The organism is Halomonas sp. ATBC28 (assembly GCF_005937175.1).
GTDB classification, from domain to species: Bacteria; Pseudomonadota; Gammaproteobacteria; order Pseudomonadales; family Halomonadaceae; genus Vreelandella; species Vreelandella titanicae.
The window spans coordinates 106,502-124,810 of sequence record NZ_VCQL01000015.1 but is presented as its reverse complement, the minus strand read 5'-3'; the positions used below and the strand labels follow the sequence as shown (position 1 = coordinate 124,810).

General features: G+C 54.4%; 19 protein-coding genes. 14 read left to right on the top strand and 5 right to left on the bottom strand.

The genetic code is table 11. The annotated features are described in order from the left end of the window. The first annotated feature begins 24 nt into the window (after positions 1-24). Genes E0L35_RS17450 through pepE form a run of 4 tightly spaced genes read left to right on the top strand, consistent with a single transcriptional unit; the run spans position 25 to position 4,101 of the window. Complete coding sequence (locus E0L35_RS17450) at positions 25-966, top strand: DUF1177 domain-containing protein (RefSeq protein WP_138800972.1); 942 nt, start codon at positions 25-27, stop codon at positions 964-966. Further along, positions 963-1,652: an AroM family protein gene (locus E0L35_RS17445; RefSeq protein ID WP_138800971.1), complete on the top strand. Its 690-nt coding sequence runs from the start codon at positions 963-965 to the stop codon at positions 1,650-1,652. Before E0L35_RS17450 ends, E0L35_RS17445 begins: the two co-directional genes overlap by 4 nt. Before the next feature lie 49 nt (positions 1,653-1,701). Beyond that, positions 1,702-3,327, top strand: coding sequence for an OPT/YSL family transporter (locus tag E0L35_RS17440; protein WP_171051181.1), 1,626 nt, complete (start codon positions 1,702-1,704; stop codon positions 3,325-3,327). A 51-nt stretch (positions 3,328-3,378) separates the two neighbouring features. Further along, positions 3,379-4,101, top strand: coding sequence for a dipeptidase PepE (gene pepE / locus E0L35_RS17435; protein WP_138800970.1), 723 nt, complete (start codon positions 3,379-3,381; stop codon positions 4,099-4,101). 150 nt (positions 4,102-4,251) lie between these two features. Here the strand turns inward: pepE and E0L35_RS17430 are convergent, their stop codons facing one another. The 3 genes from E0L35_RS17430 to E0L35_RS17420 form a co-directional block, all read right to left on the bottom strand. Then, a complete protein-coding gene (locus E0L35_RS17430) occupies positions 4,252-5,067 on the bottom strand; it encodes an HNH endonuclease (protein WP_138800969.1) in 816 nt (271 codons plus the stop codon). Between the two features lie 48 nt (positions 5,068-5,115). Further along, positions 5,116-5,640, bottom strand: coding sequence for an opioid growth factor receptor-related protein (locus E0L35_RS17425; protein WP_138800968.1), 525 nt, complete (start codon positions 5,638-5,640; stop codon positions 5,116-5,118). 162 nt (positions 5,641-5,802) lie between these two features. Further along, positions 5,803-6,579 carry a DeoR/GlpR family DNA-binding transcription regulator gene (locus tag E0L35_RS17420; RefSeq protein WP_138800967.1) on the bottom strand — a complete coding sequence of 259 codons (777 nt, stop codon included), beginning with the start codon at positions 6,577-6,579 and terminating at the stop codon, positions 5,803-5,805. A 111-nt stretch (positions 6,580-6,690) separates the two neighbouring features. Between E0L35_RS17420 and E0L35_RS17415 the strand changes: the two genes are divergently transcribed. The 7 genes from E0L35_RS17415 (at position 6,691) to E0L35_RS17385 (ending at position 13,571) form a co-directional block, all read left to right on the top strand. Further along, entirely contained in the window at positions 6,691-7,338 is a 648-nt protein-coding gene (locus E0L35_RS17415) for a DNA-processing protein DprA (RefSeq protein WP_138800966.1), read from the top strand. A gap of 68 nt (positions 7,339-7,406) precedes the next feature. Beyond that, entirely contained in the window at positions 7,407-8,198 is a 792-nt protein-coding gene (locus tag E0L35_RS17410) for an ABC transporter permease subunit (protein WP_138800965.1), read from the top strand. Beyond that, entirely contained in the window at positions 8,195-9,223 is a 1,029-nt protein-coding gene (locus E0L35_RS17405; RefSeq protein WP_138800964.1) for an ABC transporter ATP-binding protein, read from the top strand. The genes E0L35_RS17410 and E0L35_RS17405 overlap by 4 nt, the downstream gene beginning before the upstream one ends. A 9-nt stretch (positions 9,224-9,232) precedes the next feature. Beyond that, complete coding sequence (locus E0L35_RS17400; RefSeq protein WP_138800963.1) at positions 9,233-10,297, top strand: extracellular solute-binding protein; 1,065 nt, start codon at positions 9,233-9,235, stop codon at positions 10,295-10,297. Between the two features lie 9 nt (positions 10,298-10,306). Then, complete coding sequence (locus E0L35_RS17395; protein WP_138800962.1) at positions 10,307-11,131, top strand: ABC transporter permease subunit; 825 nt, start codon at positions 10,307-10,309, stop codon at positions 11,129-11,131. Positions 11,132-11,223: 92 nt separating this feature from the next. Then, the gene (gene xseA, locus E0L35_RS17390) at positions 11,224-12,567 is read left to right on the top strand and encodes an exodeoxyribonuclease VII large subunit (protein WP_138800961.1); all 1,344 of its coding nucleotides are present in this window, start codon (positions 11,224-11,226) and stop codon (positions 12,565-12,567) included. Positions 12,568-12,611: 44 nt separating this feature from the next. Next, a complete protein-coding gene (locus E0L35_RS17385; protein ID WP_138800960.1) occupies positions 12,612-13,571 on the top strand; it encodes a hypothetical protein in 960 nt (319 codons plus the stop codon). An 88-nt stretch (positions 13,572-13,659) separates the two neighbouring features. Here the strand turns inward: E0L35_RS17385 and E0L35_RS26305 are convergent, their stop codons facing one another. Continuing rightward, entirely contained in the window at positions 13,660-13,803 is a 144-nt protein-coding gene (locus tag E0L35_RS26305) for a hypothetical protein (protein ID WP_171051180.1), read from the bottom strand. Positions 13,804-14,240: 437 nt separating this feature from the next. Here E0L35_RS26305 and E0L35_RS17380 point away from each other — a divergent pair, with 437 nt between their 5' ends. Beyond that, positions 14,241-15,095, top strand: a complete 855-nt coding sequence (locus E0L35_RS17380) for an SDR family oxidoreductase (protein ID WP_138800959.1) — start codon at positions 14,241-14,243, stop codon at positions 15,093-15,095. Between the two features lie 211 nt (positions 15,096-15,306). Here the strand turns inward: E0L35_RS17380 and E0L35_RS17375 are convergent, their stop codons facing one another. Continuing rightward, a complete protein-coding gene (locus E0L35_RS17375; RefSeq protein ID WP_138800958.1) occupies positions 15,307-16,194 on the bottom strand; it encodes a MurR/RpiR family transcriptional regulator in 888 nt (295 codons plus the stop codon). Between the two features lie 162 nt (positions 16,195-16,356). Between E0L35_RS17375 and E0L35_RS17370 the strand changes: the two genes are divergently transcribed. Beyond that, entirely contained in the window at positions 16,357-17,682 is a 1,326-nt protein-coding gene (locus tag E0L35_RS17370) for an aspartate aminotransferase family protein (RefSeq protein WP_138800957.1), read from the top strand. Positions 17,683-17,718: 36 nt separating this feature from the next. Beyond that, positions 17,719-18,294: a carboxymuconolactone decarboxylase family protein gene (locus E0L35_RS17365; protein WP_027957337.1), complete on the top strand. Its 576-nt coding sequence runs from the start codon at positions 17,719-17,721 to the stop codon at positions 18,292-18,294. Positions 18,295-18,309 lie beyond the last annotated feature (15 nt).

The window sequence follows — 18,309 nt, the reverse complement described above, 5'->3', positions numbered from 1 at the left end:
TATTACCCCAACGAGGTAGCGTTAATGCTTAAGCAAGTTATCGATCTTCATGAAATTCTGGATACCCCGAGTGCGTCAGGTGAGCGAGTTCGGGAATACTTGATAGGTTGCGGAGCAGCGCCGGAAAGTATTCAGGTCACTAACGTTACTTCCGATAAAGGCGCCAGCGATTTTCTGCACATCATCGTGGCTGGACACAGTGGCAAGCAAGCAGGCAAAGAGGCCCCCACCCTAGGGGTGATTGGCCGTTTGGGCGGTATCGGTGCCCGCCCGGAAATTATCGGTTATGTCTCGGACGGCGATGGTGCATTAGCGGCCCTGGCCGCTGCCGCCAAGCTGATTGGCATGGCTGCCAACGGCGACCGCTTGGCGGGCGACGTTATAATCACCACCCATATCTGCCCCGATGCCCCTACCCGTGAACACCATCCAGTACCGTTCATGGATTCACCGATCAGCTTTGAAGATACCTGGGAGCATGAAATCGATGCTCAGATGGATGCCATTGTCTCAATCGACACCACTAAAGGTAATCGCGTCATCAATGTACGCGGTGTGTCGATGTCACCAACCGTCAAGCAAGGCTATATCTTGCGCACCAGCGAAGATTTAATGGATGTAATGTCCCGGGTTACGGGCCGTTTGCCGCACATTTTTGCGCTGACTCAACAAGACATTACACCTTACGGTAATGGCCTCCATCACCTGAATAGTATTCTACAACCGGCGGTTGCCACCTCGGCTCCCGTGATTGGCGTGGCTTTGTCCACTGAAACCGCCGTAGCCGGTTGTGCGACGGGGGCAAGTCATGAAGTCGATATTGAACAGGCGGCACGTTTTGCAGTTGAGGTAGCGAAGGACTTTACCGCGGGTATCTGCCAATTCTACGACACTGAAGAGTTTAGCCGTTTGACCGCACTGTATGGAGAACACTCTCACTTCCAGCACGGGGGCGCTCGCAAATGAGTGCCGGTACCTCGCACTTGGGCATCGTGACGATTGGTCAAGCGCCGCGCACCGACCTCCATGAAGACCTCTCCACCCTGCTCGCCCAACACATAGACGTGGTCGAGCGCGGCGCACTAGATGCATTGACGCTTGAGGAGATAGAGCAACGCTATCCCACTGGTAAACAGTCTCAGGTGCTGGTTTCGCGCATGCGCGATGGACGCCAGGTCATCATTGCCGAACAAGACCTGGAACCACTACTCGATACGGCGGTGCGCGCCATGGCGAGGGAAGATGACGTCGACGCCATCGTGGTGCTCTGTACGGGTGAACTGCCCGACTATCGCGATCTTCCCATGCCGGTACTATCACCCAAAAGACTCGTGCGACACGGCATTCAGTCTCTGTTTCCCCAAGGGCGACTCCTCATCATGAGCCCTGAGCCACGTCAAATGCAGAATGCGCGTACCCGCTGGGAAACAGCCGGATTTCATGTTGAAACACTGAGTGCCTCGCCCTATGGAAATACGCAGGAGTTGGAGCGAGCCGCTCAGGAAGCTGTCCCACTCAAGGGTGATCTGCTCTATTTAGACTGCATGGGTTACACGCTGGCGCAACGCCAGCGCATTGCCAAGCTTTCCGGTCATCGCACTCTTACGCCTCGTCAAATCGTATTCAGCGCCGCCAACCTGCTGCTTGCGTGAATTGGCGAACCGATAAAACACTTTTCATAGTTACGCGGAGTGCTTTGAGATGAACAAGACAACTTTACTGGGAACGACCGGTACAGATAACGCTCAGGAAACGCATCGTCACCCTCGCTTCTTTGCTCCGGGGCAGATGGTGGTCAACGTGATCGTTTGTGTTCTAGGCGCCATTATCGGTATGGAACTGATCACCCGCGTTGGTATTACACCTAACACTTCAATCATCGGCGCGCTGATCGCCATTTTACTCTCCTATATTCCTCTGCAATTGTTCCGCCGTTACCGTTCGCTGGAGCGGCAAACATTAGTGCAGACGACTATATCTGGCGCTACCTTTTCAGCCGCTAATGGGCTGCTGTTACCGCTGGCGATCCCCTTTCTCATGGGCGAGTCTCAAATGCTGGTTCCCATGTTGATTGGTGCCTCACTGGCGGTGATTACCGATGCTTCGATTCTTTATTTTTCATTCGACAGCAAGGTGTTCTCGGCCCGGGCCGCTTGGCCGCCAGGACTAGCGACCGCAGAGGCACTTAAAGCAGCGGCCCAAAAAGGGCATAGTGCCTTACTGCTATTGGTAGGCATGATCGGTGGTGGCGTAGGCAAAGCATTCGGCATCCCTGCCGAAATGTTCGGAATCGCCTGGATCGCCAACGTGTTTGCCATGTGTGCGTTAGCACTGGGCTTAATCATTCGCGGCTATTCCGAATCACTTTTTGGCTTCGATATCAGCACCGCCTATATTCCTCATGGCATCATGATCGGCGCGGGCTTGATCGCGCTGCTGCAGATATTACGAGTGATGTACCTTGAGCGCCGTCAGGGCGAGCACGACACGTCACCACAACGCCCCACCCGATCTGCACTGCAGTTGCGCAGGGCGATGATTAGTGGCTTAACCGCCTATCTTATTGTGGCGTTGATACTCGCCTTGGGCACCGGCATATATACCGGCATGTCCTTGGGCATGTTAATCGGCTGGCTGGTGTTCGCCGCAATGGCTGCAATGGCATCTGAACTAATCGTGGGCATCGCGGCCATGCATTCTGGCTGGTTCCCTTCATTTGCTACCGCACTGATTTTTTTGGTTATCGGCATGTTGATTGGCTTCCCCACCACCGCTCTGGGTGTGCTGGTAGCCTTCACGGTAGCAACCGGACCAGCATTTGCTGACATGGCTTACGACCTAAAAGCGGGCTGGGTTATCCGTGGTGAGGGTAGCGACCGTGACTATGAGCTTGACGGCCGTCGCCAGCAATACTTCGCAGAGCTGTTCAGCTTTGGTGTAGCGATTGTGATCGTCGCCTTCGCATTCAATGCCTACTTTGCGGCTGACTTGGTACCACCGGTAGCGCGAGTCTACGTGGCGACCATTGATGCTGGCGCCAGCGCTGAAATCGCTAAACAGCTAGCGATCTGGGCAAGCGTTGGCGCTGTCGTTCAGGCGGTGGGGGGAATGTCGCGTCAAATTGGTGTGCTACTTGCCACCGGCCTCTTGATCACTTCACCGCTAGCGGGGATCGTGATTTACATTGCCTTGATTATTCGCTGGCTGGTAGTTAAGCGCTTCGGCGACAACGGTGGTCAGAAGCTTTACATCCTAGGTGCGGGATTCATTACAGGCTCGGCGCTTTATAGTTTCTTCTCATCTACCCTTAAACTGGGTTCTAAATAAAACCACGCGGAGGGCGTCATGTTGGCGCCCTTAACATTTGGGAGTTGCCTTATGTCACGGCTGTTACTGCTCAGCAGTTCTCGATCTGGTTCTACCGGTTACCTTGAGCACGCTCAACCTTTAATCGCTGATTTTCTGGGTGATAACCCAAACACGGTCAAGCGCGTGCTATTTATTCCCTTTGCGGGGGTCGGCAAGACCTACGATGACTACCTAGAACAGGTGCGACCCACATTTGCCGTACAGGGATTGGAGGTCGACGGCATTCATCAAGCCGCCGACCCGAAAGCAGCCGTCCGCGATGCGGACGCGATCGTCGTAGGGGGTGGCAACACCTTTGCCCTGGTCAAGCGTCTGTACGACGCTGACTTGTTAGACCCTATTCGCCAGTGCGTTGCCAAGGGCACCCCTTATATTGGCTGGAGTGCTGGTTCGAATATTGCTGGTCCTACTCTCTGCACCACAAACGACATGCCGATTGTAGAACCACCGAGTTTCAGCACGCTTGCTCTAGTACCGTTTCAGATTAACCCGCACTTTATTGCAGGCAAACCGGAGGGACATAACGGAGAAAGCCGCGAAGAGCGTTTGGAAGAGTATTTGGCCCTTACCCCTCACGCCTTGGTAGTGGCCTTACGCGAAGGGACCGCCCTTTCCCGTGAGGGACATTCATTACGCCTGTTAGGGGAATTAGATGGGTTAACATTCTCGGCAAACGGCCAGCAAGCACTCGCAGCCAACAGCCGGTTGGACCATCTGCTGACACCGTATTAATGCTAGAGTTAATATCTATCTCGACCTGAAGCCCGTTATAACCTCATCAACACCCCTGACCCTTTTCGTCAGCCATCTCAACCATCGCGCTAAGCAAACCCTTGAGCGCGATGTGGGAAAGACCATAGGTGCTGCACTCATGGTTTGAATTCAGGTTCCATTATCAGGAGACAAAACCCTCTTGGCCTCATCCAAAGATAGCGTTTCTCCACCAAAATGAATGACAGCATGGCAGTTCGGGCAAACCGGCACCAGATCTTTTTCAAAATTTACTTTATAATTTTTACCAATTTTGGAAATAGGAACGATATGATGAACATGAATAAAACTTGAATATACATTTCCATACCTCTCTCCAAAATCGAACTTACAGAAGAAGCAGCGAGCTCCATGTTTAGCAATACAGGCAGCTCTTGCCTTTCGACTTCTTTCATACTTATTAACAAACATCTTCAGCACTGCGCCTTCAACAAAATCTTCGACACAATCTGACTCACCAGCATTTTTAAAAAACTCTTGATAATCTATTGGTAAGTACCCACTCCCATTAGTCCGCCTTTCTACTATCTCAACAGATTTACCTAAATCTTTTAAAAACTTTTTAAATTCAGCCAAATTGTTTGGAAAATCTTTTAGATAGAATCTTCTTTCATTTAGCTCGTCCCAAGAGCAGCCTATATCACCTGCAAGCCTTGCTCTATCTTTCTTTGCATCTATCCTGATCTTTACGCAAGCTGGCTTATTCCGTCCAGGCCTTCTGATTGCAAATAGCGGCCTACCTTTAGATTTACTTTTCGATTTTCTTCCCGCACTTATCGCGGCGCCATTACCTAAAACAGACTTATAAATATCAATTTTTGGGTACATTTCTCGAAGGGTTCGCACGACTACTTCAAGCCCCTCTACCTCTTTACCAGAAAGCCGTAAATATAATTCCCTAACAACCTCATCATCCCAAATTCTCATTATCTAACTCCCAACAAAAAAGAATAACAGTAGAAGCGCAATCACGCTTCATACAGTGTGCTTGGTATCCGAGGCTACACGCCAGTAAGCCATCGACTGTGCGGAGACAATACCCTGAGTACTGCCAATCTCGATCACTGCCTGCTGGAACGCCGCTGCCAGTTTAGGTTGGTGACAAAGTGCCAACGAACGAATCATCCGCGAAATACGCAGGTGATTATGCCCGCCTGCTTTGAGCCAAATATGATCGCGGATATTGAGGCTCGGCTGGGCAGTAATGGTGAACCCATCACGAGTTAAACCCAAAAAACTCAACATGACATCCAGCGAGACTCGCTGTTGTTCACGTAACGCGCTATCGTCTTGAAATATGTCACGCTCGCCATCGGTCAGCCGCGGGGCAAAATGGTTAAAGCGGCCAACCTCAGGGATGGGAAAAAGCCATTGAATATAATCGTGGGTATGCTCTAACCAGAAGTGAGATAAGGCCCAGACGGCATCGATATAGCGCCCTTTATGATCCGGTGCCTCGCCACGGTAAAAAGCGATCAACGGTGTTGGGTGGTGGCCCATAGCATTTCCTCGTCATCTCCTGGGTAATACAATGATATTTCGTAACAACGACGCCATTTTACGCCACTAGCCGTAAAGATTCCCGGATTCCCTAAAGCAAGGGACAGCAATGAACGCACCAACGCCCACTGCCCTCTACGTCAGCCAACTCAACCAGCGAGCCTATAAAGCTTCTTGCCAACGCTCAGGGTAGGTCATGAGCGTTTGGATTTCTTCGGGTGCAGGTACATCACAAATCACTTGATCAAACTCATCAAGATGAGCAACACGCTGGATACCGCGCTGACATAATTTCGCTGACCCCATCAGCAGAACTTTACGGCCAGCGTGGCGCATCATGGTTTGTTTTACTTCTATTTTTTCACTATCGAAGTCGAGCAGGTAACCCTCTGCATCTATGCCTGAAACGGAAATCATCGCCACATCCAGCCGATAGCTGGTCAGTTCTTTGATGGTGCGCGACCCAGTCAGCGCCCCATCCCGTCCCGCCACCTTTCCGCCCACCACATGGATATCCAACAACTGATGCTGGGCAGCGAGCGTCAGCGCGGCCGTTAGGTTATGAGTGACCACGTGCAGCCTTTTACGGTAGTTCAACAGCTCGCGGGCAACGTGATCGCAGGTTGTGCCCGTATCCAGAAATAGCGCTTCACCTTCCTGCAATTGCGACACCGCTAATGCCGCCATACGTCCCTTCTCTACTTGCTGCACATCCTGCTTGGTGGCGTAGCCAAGCCTAACCTGGGGTTTTTCGATCCGGGCCCCGCCCCGAAAACGCTGCAGCACATTAGCGTCACACAGTTTACGAATATCGCGCCGCACGGTTTGAGCGGAGCAGTTGAGTCGCTGGGCAAGAAATTCGATCGAGGCATGCCCATGCAATTCAACCAAGGCAATTAGCTCGCGATGGCGTGGGTTCAAATGCGCTAGGTCAGTCATCGGTAACAAACAATCCTCTGATAAAAAAATCCGGCCTTGCGACCGTCCGTCATCAAATTGACACAGCGGGGCGCGACCATAACGATCAAATTCTTACATTTTGATCAAAACATGACTCAGACATTACAAATTTATCTTGATAAACGCCAGCGTATCACGACCCAAGCAGGTGAGCCGCTACTGCCCAAAATGCGTCCGCTTGGCGAGGCCGACTGGCCAGCCGTGCTGCAATCCCCCTGTTTGCCCCGCGAAGCGCTGATTGCATTAAAGCGCAGTAACACGCCGATGCAGCGCCCCCCGGTTGGCGTTATTGGCCCCCGCGAGGCCACTCAGCAACAGCTTGAAATAGCCTATGCCTTAGGCTCGGGGCTAGCCGAGCTGGGCATTCCGCTGTTATGCGGTGGCCGGGGCGGCGTTATGGAAGCGGCCAGCAAGGGAGCCGCACTTCAAGGAGGCGAGGTCATCGGCCTGCTTCCCGATACCCACGCAGAGGTTGCCAACCCTTGGGTCACCCTACCTATTGCCAGCGGCTTGGGCGAGGCACGCAACGTGCTTATCGCCCGAGCCAGTGTGCTGCTGATCGCCGTTGGCGGAAGCTTGGGCACCCACACCGAGGTGGCCTTTGGCCGCCATTTTGATAAGCCTGTACTCACCTTCCCGGACGCACCCACTGCTGAAGGCATTACACCTGTCAGCAGCGTAGAGGAAGCCCTGCGCTTCACGGCTGCTCACCTATGGGGAGTCACACAACCGTCATGAATATATCAACAAACGATCAAAATCTTACATTATGGTCATTTATATTTAATCGTGGTTAGGGGTCAGACATGCGATTGATCACTTATGGTTACTTGGTTTACCTGTTGGCCCCTATCGTACTCCTACTTATAGGCGCTTTCGGTGACCATTGGAGCAACACGCTGCTACCTGAGGGACTAACTTGGCGTTGGTTTATCACGGTATGGGAAGACGCCACCTATCGAAATGCGATGGTAACGACATTCAAGCTGGCCTTAACCACCTGCCTGATCAATATATTACTCGTCGTACCACTGGTGTATGGCGTCATGCTCAAGTTCCCTGCCGTGGCTCAGAGCATCACGCGTCTTCTGGTCATGCTGCCAGTAGCCGTTCCCCAATTGGTCATAGGCTTTGCTTTTATTTTGGCCTTTAGTACCGCCATGCTGCCCTGGCTGGGTAGCCCCTGGCTGCTGGTAGCAGGCCATGTGGTGGTTACCTTCCCCTACCTTTTCTACACCGTATATGCCGATATCGAGGCCTCTCCCCTCAAGGCGTATGAACGCATGGCCCAGTCCCTTGGGGCAGCCGAGTGGCAACGTTTTGTGCACCTCTATTTGCCACTGGTATATCGCTCGGTATTTACCGGCAGCTTAACGGTTGCAGCGCTGTCGATTGGCGAGTTTGAGCTGAGCAACCTGATTTCAGGTTTTATGACCCAGCCCTACCCAGTGGTGTTGATCCAAGCGTTTTACCGCACGACGGGCTTCGCCTGCGCCGCAACGCTTTTCCTGCTTTCACTCGCACTGCTGTTCTCGCTGTTTTCCACCCTGGTGCAGTGGCGGCTGGGCCGATCCTCTTCCCGGAAGTTACCGCAATGATTGCGCTAGAAAACATCCAGTTCCACTACCCCCATAGCAGCGTGGGTGTTCACGACATCAACCTGCAGGTAGAAACGGGCGAATTTCTTGTGGTGGTGGGTGCCAGCGGATCGGGAAAAAGTACGCTTTTACAGCTTATCGCGGGCTTCCTCACCCCGCTTCAAGGGCGCGTTCTACTTGATCATCAGGATGTTACCCAGCTCTCATGCGGCGAGCGCGGGCTGGGAATCGTGCTGCAGGATTATGTGCTTTTCAACCATATGACAGTGCTTGGCAACGTCGCCTACCCGCTTAAGGTTAAAGGTGTTCGCCAGGGAGAGCGCCACCGACGCGCCCGCAAGATCCTCCATGATGTAGGCCTTGAGGCGTTGGAACATTGCTATCCATCCCAGCTTTCCGGTGGCCAGCAGCAGCGAGTGGCCATTGCACGCGCGCTGGTATTCGAGCCCCGTGCCCTTCTGCTCGACGAACCGTTTTCGGCGCTCGACGCTTCCCGGCGGGAGTCGATGCGCCAGGAGCTCAAGCATATACAGCGTCAATTCGGCGTCACCACGCTGATGATCACCCATGATCAAGAAGAGGCGCTGATGCTGGGCGATCACGTTGCCGTGCTTGAACAGGGCAAGCTCCTTCAACACAGCGCGCCCCACCAGCTTTACACGCAGCCTGTGAGTGAAGCCGTGGCACGTTTCATTGGTCGCACCAACTTTATCGACGCTCAGGTACTTGATTCGCAGCGGATTGAAACCGCCGACCTGGGCATCCTGGAAGTGGCACCACACGCCTTTACAGTGGGGCAAACCGTGCGCGCCATGATTCGTCCCGAAGCCATTATTGCCAACCCAGCTAGCGATATCGCTAACCAGGCACCTGCCACGGTGATAGAGAGGCAGTTTCTGGGCGCCCAGCAACGTCAGTACCTTCTCTGCGGCACTACCACGTTGTCGCTTGAGTCGGCTTCACCGCCGGAAATCATCACTCACGTGGCGCTTCCTCCCACACATATCCACCTGTTCAATCGCTGAGGTACTACCATGAAACGCTCTTTTGCTTACGGCCTACTCTCCGCCCTTAGCCTGCTGCCTTTATCGGCGTATGCGGCTAACACGCTTGACGCTGAGCTCTACGACGGCGAACAAGCACTCTACGATGCCGCCCAGGAAGAAGGGCTGGTTGTATCGTTCGATACCGGCCCAACCTGGGCCAACTGGCAAAGCCAATTCAATCGTTTCACGGAGCGCTACCCCGGCGTTCAGATTGTCTTTAACGACCTGGGCTCGGGTGCCACCGTGGTCGCTTTGGAGCAGGCCCGCAACCGCCCCCAGGCCGATACCGCCTACTACTACGCTTCTTCAGCAATTAATGCGCATGAGAAAGAGCTGTTAAGCCCCTTTACCCCCATCAATTTCGACAGCATTCCCGATGTCTTCAAAGCTGACGCGGGTGAGTGGTTCACGATCCACTCCTTGAACGTGGCCTTTATCGTTAATACGCAGTTAGTCGATGAAGTGCCGCAAAGCTGGGAAGACCTGCTCGATGAGCAGTACCGTAACAGCATTGTGTACCTTGACCCGCGCTCGACCGGGCAAGGCCAAGTCCTCACTCTGGCGGCCAACTATGCAATGGGGGGCGATCTCGATAATTTAACGCCGGGCATCGATTATCTTGCGGAGTTGAGCCGCATCGGTAATGTTGCCCGAGTGGTTGGTACCACGCCCTATGCGCAGTTCGTGCGCGGTGAAATTCCTATCTGGATCGGCTATGAAAACGACGGTCTAAAAGCCAGCATTACCGATGGCATGGGCGACAACGCAGCGGTGGTGATCCCCGAAGAAGCGTCGGTCGCAGCGCCATACGCTATTTCACTGGTCAAAAACGGGCCAAACCCAAATGCCGGACGCCTATGGCTCAACTATGTCATGTCGGACGAGGGGCAACGTACCTTTGCGGAAGGATTTGTTCGCCCTGTCAACGGAGATATCGAGCTGCCCGACACGCTGGTAGAGGCGCCGCAGATTCGCCCGCTGGATGTGCAAAAAGCGTCGAGCATTAGCGCTGACCTCAGCCACCAGTGGACTCAGCACGTCCTTAATCAATAAGGCCACGCCATGCCTCGCCTGCGCTTTTTTAGCGTTTTGCCGCTGGTTCTACCCAGCAGCATTATTTACACGCTGTTTTTTATGCTGCCGCTGACACTGCTGATTATTGCAGCGCTTGAGTCACCTTTGGTCACGGGTGCTCGTCTTCTTGACGAAGGGCTGGTGTTTAAAAGCTTAATAACCAGCGTTGCTTTATCCATTAGCACTGCGCTCTTGTCGGTCATCGTTGGTGTCGTGATTGCTGAGTTTCTCTATCATCAGCCGGAACGGCGACGCTTTTTTCTTCTTTGGCTGATCTCTCTCCCGCTGATTTTCAGCGGCTTGATTGTGGCATATGGTTTTATCCTCTTGTTGGGGCGGGCAGGCTTTATCACACTGTCCCTGGCATCGCTGGGCGTAGACCCGGCGTGGTTTGGCCGCTTTGTGTATACGCCACAGGGATTGGTGTTGGTGTATGCCTACTTCTTGGTACCCCGCGTGGTGTTACTGATGCTGCCGGTGGTTCAAGGGCTTGACCGCCGCCAACTGGTGATGGCCGAAAGCTTCGGTGCCTCTCGGTGGCAGCAAATTCGTGACGTGTACCTACCGCCGTTACTGCCTGCGTTGATCTCCTCCTGGAGCCTTTGTGCTGCAGTGGCTTTTGGCGCCTATGGTACGGCCCTGGCGCTTACCGGTTCACAGATCAACCTGCTGCCGCTCCTGCTTTACAGCAATATTTCCGACGCAGGGTCTGATATGGCCTCTGTTGCTCTTCTTGCGCTGCTAATGATGTGTTGCTGCTTGTTGCTAACCCTTCCCGGCGAGTGGATTCGTCGACGTTCTCAGCATCGATAGCGCTTGCGGGGCAACGAATTTGCCCCGCTCTATATTCGATGAGCGCTAGTATTTGATGCTAGGCTACAGTGCCCTGCATTCAGATATCCGCCATGACTCAAACACCCGTCCAAACACTCTCCGTCAGCCAACTCAACCAGCGCGCCAAGCAAACCCTTGAGCGCGATGTGGGCGAGGTGTGGGTGGAGGGCGAGCTCTCTAATGTTTCCCGCCCGGCGTCGGGGCATGTCTATTTCACGCTGAAGGATGACCGGGCGCAGATTCGCTGCGCGCTGTTTCGTCAGCGGGCGCGTTTTGTCTCGGCGTCGATGCGCGACGGTGATCAGGTCAAGCTGCGAGGGCGGGTATCGCTGTTCGAGCCCCGCGGTGACTACCAGCTAATTGCCGACGCCGTTCAGGCGGCAGGCCTGGGCGAGCTGCTGGCGGCCTTTGAGCGTTTAAAAGCGCAGCTGGAAGGCGAAGGCGTGTTCGCCAACGCCCGGCCGCTGCCCTTTCCGCCACGCAAGCTGCTGATTTTAAGCTCCGCCACTGGGGCGGCCATTCGTGATGTGCTGGCGGTGCTTGAAGCGCGCTGGCCGCTGGCGGACGTGACGCTGATACCGGTGCCGGTGCAAGGCGCCGAGGCGGCACCTGCGATTATATCGGCGCTGGCACTGCTTAATCGTCAGGCGCGATTAGACCCCGAGCGGGACGTGATTTTGATCACCCGCGGCGGCGGTAGCCTGGAAGACCTCTGGGCGTTCAATAACGAACACCTGGCGCGGGCGATTTTTCACTCCCGGCTACCGGTGATGTCGGCGGTAGGCCACGAGGTGGATATCACCCTGGCGGATTTTGCCGCCGATATGCGCGCTCCCACCCCTTCTGCCGCCGCCGAGCGCCTGGTGCCGGATCAAAACACCCTTAAGCGCCAGCTTGAGCATCAACACAGCCGTTTGCAGCGGGCTATGCAGGCACGTCTGGAACGCGACAGCCAGCGGCTGGATACCCTGCGCGCCAAGCTGCGCCACCCCGGTGAACAGCTCAACCGCCAGCGCCAGCACTTAACCGCCCTCAATCAGCGCTTGAATCGCGCCATGCAGTTAACGCTCGGCCAGCAGAAAGCCCAGGTGACACAGCTGAGCAGGCGCTTGGCCAGCCAGGATATGGCGCGGTTGCACCGTGCAGAAAGCGAGCGTGTGAGCCAGTTACAGCGCCGTTTGGGGAGTGCGATGCAGCGCCAGTTGGAGAGCCGACAGGCACGCTTGAAAGCCGCCGCACGGGAGTTAAACGCGGTCAGTCCGCTAGCAGTGCTGGGGCGTGGCTATGCAATTGCCCAGGATGAGCAGGGCCAGGTCATTCGCCGCGCGGAAGATACCCAGCCCGGCCAGAAGCTGAAACTGAAGCTAGGTGAAGGCAGGCTAAGCGTGGAAGTTAAGCGGCGTTTAAAGTCCTAAGTTAAATGGCCGATATCTTCTAACAATGAGGAGAGGATACCGCCATGAAGATTGGATTTTCGTCATTTACACTAATTAATCAGCGCCAAGATAAGCCGCAGTTTTTAACGCCTACCCGCGTTGCCTCCCAAAAGAGCGAGCCTGCTGAAGACGACCCGTTCACAAAGCGTCTTAAAAAGCAGCAGGAAGCGCTGGAAAGCTTGGCGTCGCTACCTACGCCAAAGGAAGCCGCCCAGCAGCAGGCCACCGATAAAGTGGGCTTCCTGCGCCAGCGGATTGAAATGCTGAAAGCCATGATGGCCTTCGCCTCTCCTGAACAGCTTAAAAACATGGCCAAGGAGCTCAAGAGCATCGCCCGTGAGCTTGCCGGTGCGGCTAAGCTACTGAACAATCAAGGTGGCGGTGGTGCTGGCATGACCGCTATCCCGTCCGTGGTTGCAACGCCAGCAGTTCCCACGACAGCAGCTCAACCGGCCGTGGCTCAAACCAGCGGAGCCGAATCAGCGGGGGCCCCGGCGGGTGGCGATGAGGGCGCCCAGGCAACGGTTTCCAGTGACGTGCAGCAAGCCGAAGCCAGTGCGGAAACAGCCGAAGATGATGCTGAAAAGGCTGCTGAGCAAGAGGCCGAGAAGGCAGCGGGCGAGCCTGAAAGCGATGAATCCACCGAGCTCGGCGTATTACCAAGCCTACCTAACCTCATTCAGAATGAAGACAACCGCTCGAAATCCAATGGCCCCAGCGCTAGTGAACACGCACTACGCGGCGTACTGACTGACGCCCAAAAAGCGCTGCGCGAAGCAGTTAACGAACTTAAGGTTCGGCTGAATGAAGAAGATAAAGAAGCTCGTCGTGAGCTAAAGAAAGCTGAAGACATAATGGAAAAGACTGATCGAGCGGTTGCAGCATCCACTTCTGACGCCCTCTACTCCTCATTGGGTCAGTTGCTGCCTACCTCGCTAGGTGACGTTGCCGTATCAACGTCCTCTATTAACATAGAGGTTTAACACTGACAGAAAAGGCGCTACCGGAAGTAGCGCCTTTGTTGTTTAGCGTTGGCCTAAACAATTCTGCATAGAAACAATGTTGCATAGCTTATTTCTTGGAATCCTTACCTGACTTTTTATCGTCATCGGACTCCGGGTTTACATGGTGGGTGTCCGGCATCGGGTTGGCTTCCTCATGGTGATCGTCACGATCTTTAGGGGCCTTCTTGTCTTTATCAGGAACTTGAGTCATCGCTTCTTCCTTACCGTAGTGGGTGAGCGAAAGAGTGGGAGGCGTTCGTGGTGCCTCCTATCCCTGGCTGACTTAACTGTAGCCCTTCCCCTTCAACTTGCAATTCACCCTCATAAGCACCCACGACATAACTATAATTAAACAACATTTAAAACAAACACTTAAAACAAACACTTAAAACAGGTAAATAGCTTTATAGCAGCTACATTAGCAATATTGATAGCATCAATAACCTGCCACTATCATTTCTCTGCATGACCAACCGTTTTATTGCTCAGCGTTCGCTTCCTGGTTTGCCGTTGTTACTACCTTGGTCTACGTTTACAGCGTGAAGGCACTTGAGGATACGAGGGCCTGAACAGTGGTTAGTAAGTGATGTTTTACGATAACTAACCGTATGTGCAAACCAAATTGTGCCAACAATGGAGTGACCGCACATGAGTGATCAACACCAACCACCCCAGCATCAGGATAAACAGCCTGGTGATGAATACGCCATGCGCCCGGAGCCCGAATACATCCGTGAAAGCTACCGGGGCGCCGATAAGTTACTGGACAAGGTCGCGATTATTACCGGTGGCGACAGCGGCATAGGGCGTTCAGTCGCCGTTCACTATGCCCGCGAAGGTGCCGACAGCGTGATCGTGCATCTTAAAGAAACCAAAGATGCAGAAGAGACCAAGCGGCTGGTGGAAGCCGAAGGTCGTCGCTGCTTGGTTTTGAAAGGCGATGTGGCAGCGCCAGCGTTTTGCCGCGAGATCGTCAAGCGCACCCTCGACCACTTCGGCAAGATCAATATCGTCATCAACAACGCCGCCGAGCAGTACGACTGGGGCGATATTACCGAGATCCCCGATGATCAACTGCTGCGCACCTTCCAGACCAATATTTTCAGCCACTTCTATCTCACCAAATCAGCCCTGCCGCATCTCAGCGAAGGCGACACCATTATTGCCACCTCATCGATCAATGCCTTTAAGGGCAACGACACGCTGATCGATTACACCGCCACCAAGGGCGCTATTCAGGGGCTGGTGCGTTCATTGGCGATGTCGCTGATGGATCGTGGCATTCGCGTGAATGCCGTAGCGCCAGGGCCGGTATGGACCCCGCTGATTCCTGCCAGCTTTGAAGATGAGAAGGTAGCGTCATTCGGCGGCCAGGTGCCCATGAAACGCGCCGGGCAGCCCAGCGAAATGGGTCCTGCCTATGTCTATTTGGCCAGCGAGGAGTCTTCCTACATGAGTGGCCAGACCATGCACCTGAATGGCGGCGTTATCTTAAATACCTAAGCGTTTCTTATATAAGATTTAGCGCGCATTCCCGGGGTGGCTTTGAGCCACCCTTTTGTTAGAACACTGTTCATACAATCACGGCAACGCCAAAATATTCCCGCTCGGGAATATTTAATCCTAATAACCCGACGAGACGACTGACAATTACCGCTCGGTAATTATCGAAGGATTTATCTGACAGTAATGTTGGGTCAATAAGCCTCGCTTCTCACTGCCGCCTGGGGATAGCCGTCGCATACGTATTGAGATGCGAGAGGTGTTCATCCGCTTGCTGCAAAGCGTCTAGCGTCTTAGGCCTATCGAATTCCGCCAATAAACTGCACAGCACTTCGGAGACGGCTAATGCCGGGGTTAGCGTGTGAAAAAAGCTATCGGTTTCCGTGGGGCATAGAATCGTCTGCGCTGACATCCCCACCAGCGGCGACACTTCACTATCGGTGATGGAAACAATCCCCACCCCCTTATCTTTTGCCAGTTGGGCCAGTTCCAGCGTCCCTGTTGCATAAGGTTTGATGGAGATAACGAGCAATACATCCTCAGATGTGGCACGAATTAGTCCATCTCCGCCGGTTCCCCCAGGCCCATCCAGGTGAACCGAGCGCTCGCCCAGCAGGGTCATCACGTAATGGAAATGCCAGGCAACGGCATGGCAGGAACGTAACCCCAGCACGTATACCTTTCTCGCTGATCTCAGCCTAGTGGCGGTGGCTTCCAGCTGCCGTAGTGAATCGGGCTCGCAGAGCTTAGCAAGCTGGGCACTCAGCCCTTGAAGCATATGCGAAGCGGTATCGCTGACTCCCCTTTCACTGCCTTCATCTACCCGCTGGCGAACCTTGGCCGCAAAGCCATCGCCCCCCTGACGTAACACCGCTGCATGCTGCGCCCGAAGTTCGTCGTACCCTGGCAATCCCAAGAACTTGGCAAGCCGTGTCATGGTGGCGGGTTGCACACCCGCTAGGCGCGCCACCTCGCGCATGGACACCAGCGCCACTTCCTGCGGATGCTCAAGCACATAGCGAGCGGCCTGTTGCAGCTGCGCAGACATGGCATCGTACTGGGCAATAATCTGCTCTCTTAGGGAATCGCTTGGCTGCATAGTGGTTGGCTCTGTGAAGAAATAAGGGTTGTCTCTGCAAAGAAATGATCTACATGTTTCACACTATATTTAAATGATTTATTTGTTGCAAATATCTTTGTGAGTGTGCCAATCTCATTGTCATATGAATTGCTCACCGTTTGATAATGAGGGAAAGAGGCTATGACGCGTATTCTTCACCGCGGTATCGGGGCGCAGCTACCTCATGCTGCGTCGGCACAGGGCGTCTATATCACGGACACCACGGGGCGCCGCTATCTGGATGGCTCGGGAGGCGCTGCGGTCACCAGCGTAGGACACGCCCACCCGGAAGTGCTGGCCGCCATGCGCGCGCAGATCGATAGCCTCTGTTACGCCCACACCTCATTTTTCACTACAGATGCCGCCGAAGCGCTTGCCGAGAAGCTGGTGGATTTAGCCCCTGAAGGGCTGGATTACGTCTACTTGGTGTCGGGTGGGTCGGAAGCCGTCGAAGCGGCGCTGAAAATGGCCCGGCAGTACTTTGTAGAGATTAATCAGCCCCAGCGACGGCATATCATTGCCAGACGCCAGAGCTACCACGGCAATACCATCGGCGCGTTGGCAACCGGTGGCAATGCCATGCGGCGCCAGCAGTTTCAGCCGATTCTGCCAGAAACACACCATGTATCACCTTGCTATGCGTATCGCGACAAGGGCACCGATGAGACGCCCGAGGCCTATGCTGCACGGCTTGCCGAGGAGCTTGAGGCAAAGATTCTGGAACTTGGCCCTGAAGAAGTCATAGCCTTCGTTGCCGAGCCTGTCGTCGGTGCCACTTTAGGGGCGGTCGCCTCTGAGGCGGATTACTTCAAACGCGTTCGTGCCATTTGCGATAAATACGGCGTACTGCTGATCCTCGACGAAGTGATGTGCGGCATGGGAAGAACTGGCACCGTCTTCGCCTGCGAACAAGATGGGGTAGTCCCGGATATCGTCACGATTGCCAAGGGTTTGGGCGGCGGTTATCAGCCTATCGGCGCGGTGATGCTATCGGCCAACATCTACGCCAGTTTTGCCAATGGGTCTGGGCTGTTTCAGCATGGCCATACCTATCTTGGGCACCCTGTGGCCGCCGCGGCCGCCAACAAAGTGGTTGAGATCATTGCACGGCCGGAGACGCTGGCGAACGTCAATGCCATGGGCACGAGGTTACAGAGCGGCCTTGAAGCGGCGCTCGGCGCATCCCCCCATGTGGGCGATATTCGCGGCAGGGGCTTGTTTCGCGGTATCGAGATTGTCGCGGACAGGGAAAACAAAACACCTTTCGATCCGGCTAGAAAGATTTACGCCAAGATCAAGCGACAGGCCATGGCGCGTGGCCTGATCAGCTACCCGATGGGCGGCACTATTGATGGCATTAACGGTGATCATATCTTGCTGGCTCCGCCCTATATCATTGCGCCTGACGAAGTAGACCTGATCATTGAGCGTATTGCCGAGGCCATAACCGCCGCCATCGCAGAGTGATGACACAATCAACAACATCTGAAAGGAGACCCACCCATGCCCTCTTCTCCCTGCCCGCCTATTTCCGATGCCGACTGGCCTGAGGAGATCCCTGATTTACGCGAGGGCTTTGCTGGCGCACTCAACGTTTATCGCACCATGGCCCATCACCCGGCCTTGCTTAGAGCGTGGGCGCCCTTGCGCCAACACGTTGTTAAGGAGAATGCGTTAGGGCCGGAACTGACCGAAGTGGTGATTTTACGCGCGGGTTTACGTATGGGCTCAGCCTACGAGTGGGCCCATCATGTTAGTCGTGCACTTGCCCTGGGATTCTCCGAACACCGGATCACTGCTATTCGCGGTACTCCCGAAGGCGTTGATGGTCTTATCGTCAACGCCGTGGATGCGTTATTCGATGAGCGCATGCTGGCCAAGGAGCAGGAAGCAGAACTTGCCGAGGCGATCGGACGCAAAGCAGTGATCGACCTGATCGCCATGGTGGGTTTTTACTCGGTGCTCGGTTACCTGCTCAAAACCTACGACACACCGATTGACGACACTATTCAACAAGAAGCGCAAAAGCAGCCGGAGCTGTTTTCGCTAATGCCACGTTCAACCAGGGCTGCTAATTAGCCACCCAATTTTCAA

Bases quoted from the DNA above. Each gene is read 5' to 3' on its own strand.
- E0L35_RS17450 (WP_138800972.1), top strand. From the start codon at position 25: ATGCTTAAGCAAGTTATCGATCTTCATGAAATTCTGGATACCCCGAGT.
- E0L35_RS17445 (WP_138800971.1), top strand. From the start codon at position 963: ATGAGTGCCGGTACCTCGCACTTGGGCATCGTGACGATTGGTCAAGCG.
- E0L35_RS17440 (WP_171051181.1), top strand. From the start codon at position 1,702: ATGAACAAGACAACTTTACTGGGAACGACCGGTACAGATAACGCTCAG.
- pepE (WP_138800970.1), top strand. From the start codon at position 3,379: ATGTCACGGCTGTTACTGCTCAGCAGTTCTCGATCTGGTTCTACCGGT.
- E0L35_RS17430 (WP_138800969.1), bottom strand. From the start codon at position 5,067: ATGAGAATTTGGGATGATGAGGTTGTTAGGGAATTATATTTACGGCTT.
- E0L35_RS17425 (WP_138800968.1), bottom strand. From the start codon at position 5,640: ATGGGCCACCACCCAACACCGTTGATCGCTTTTTACCGTGGCGAGGCA.
- E0L35_RS17420 (WP_138800967.1), bottom strand. From the start codon at position 6,579: ATGACTGACCTAGCGCATTTGAACCCACGCCATCGCGAGCTAATTGCC.
- E0L35_RS17415 (WP_138800966.1), top strand. From the start codon at position 6,691: ATGACTCAGACATTACAAATTTATCTTGATAAACGCCAGCGTATCACG.
- E0L35_RS17410 (WP_138800965.1), top strand. From the start codon at position 7,407: ATGCGATTGATCACTTATGGTTACTTGGTTTACCTGTTGGCCCCTATC.
- E0L35_RS17405 (WP_138800964.1), top strand. From the start codon at position 8,195: ATGATTGCGCTAGAAAACATCCAGTTCCACTACCCCCATAGCAGCGTG.
- E0L35_RS17400 (WP_138800963.1), top strand. From the start codon at position 9,233: ATGAAACGCTCTTTTGCTTACGGCCTACTCTCCGCCCTTAGCCTGCTG.
- E0L35_RS17395 (WP_138800962.1), top strand. From the start codon at position 10,307: ATGCCTCGCCTGCGCTTTTTTAGCGTTTTGCCGCTGGTTCTACCCAGC.
- xseA (WP_138800961.1), top strand. From the start codon at position 11,224: ATGACTCAAACACCCGTCCAAACACTCTCCGTCAGCCAACTCAACCAG.
- E0L35_RS17385 (WP_138800960.1), top strand. From the start codon at position 12,612: ATGAAGATTGGATTTTCGTCATTTACACTAATTAATCAGCGCCAAGAT.
- E0L35_RS26305 (WP_171051180.1), bottom strand. From the start codon at position 13,803: ATGACTCAAGTTCCTGATAAAGACAAGAAGGCCCCTAAAGATCGTGAC.
- E0L35_RS17380 (WP_138800959.1), top strand. From the start codon at position 14,241: ATGAGTGATCAACACCAACCACCCCAGCATCAGGATAAACAGCCTGGT.
- E0L35_RS17375 (WP_138800958.1), bottom strand. From the start codon at position 16,194: ATGCAGCCAAGCGATTCCCTAAGAGAGCAGATTATTGCCCAGTACGAT.
- E0L35_RS17370 (WP_138800957.1), top strand. From the start codon at position 16,357: ATGACGCGTATTCTTCACCGCGGTATCGGGGCGCAGCTACCTCATGCT.
- E0L35_RS17365 (WP_027957337.1), top strand. From the start codon at position 17,719: ATGCCCTCTTCTCCCTGCCCGCCTATTTCCGATGCCGACTGGCCTGAG.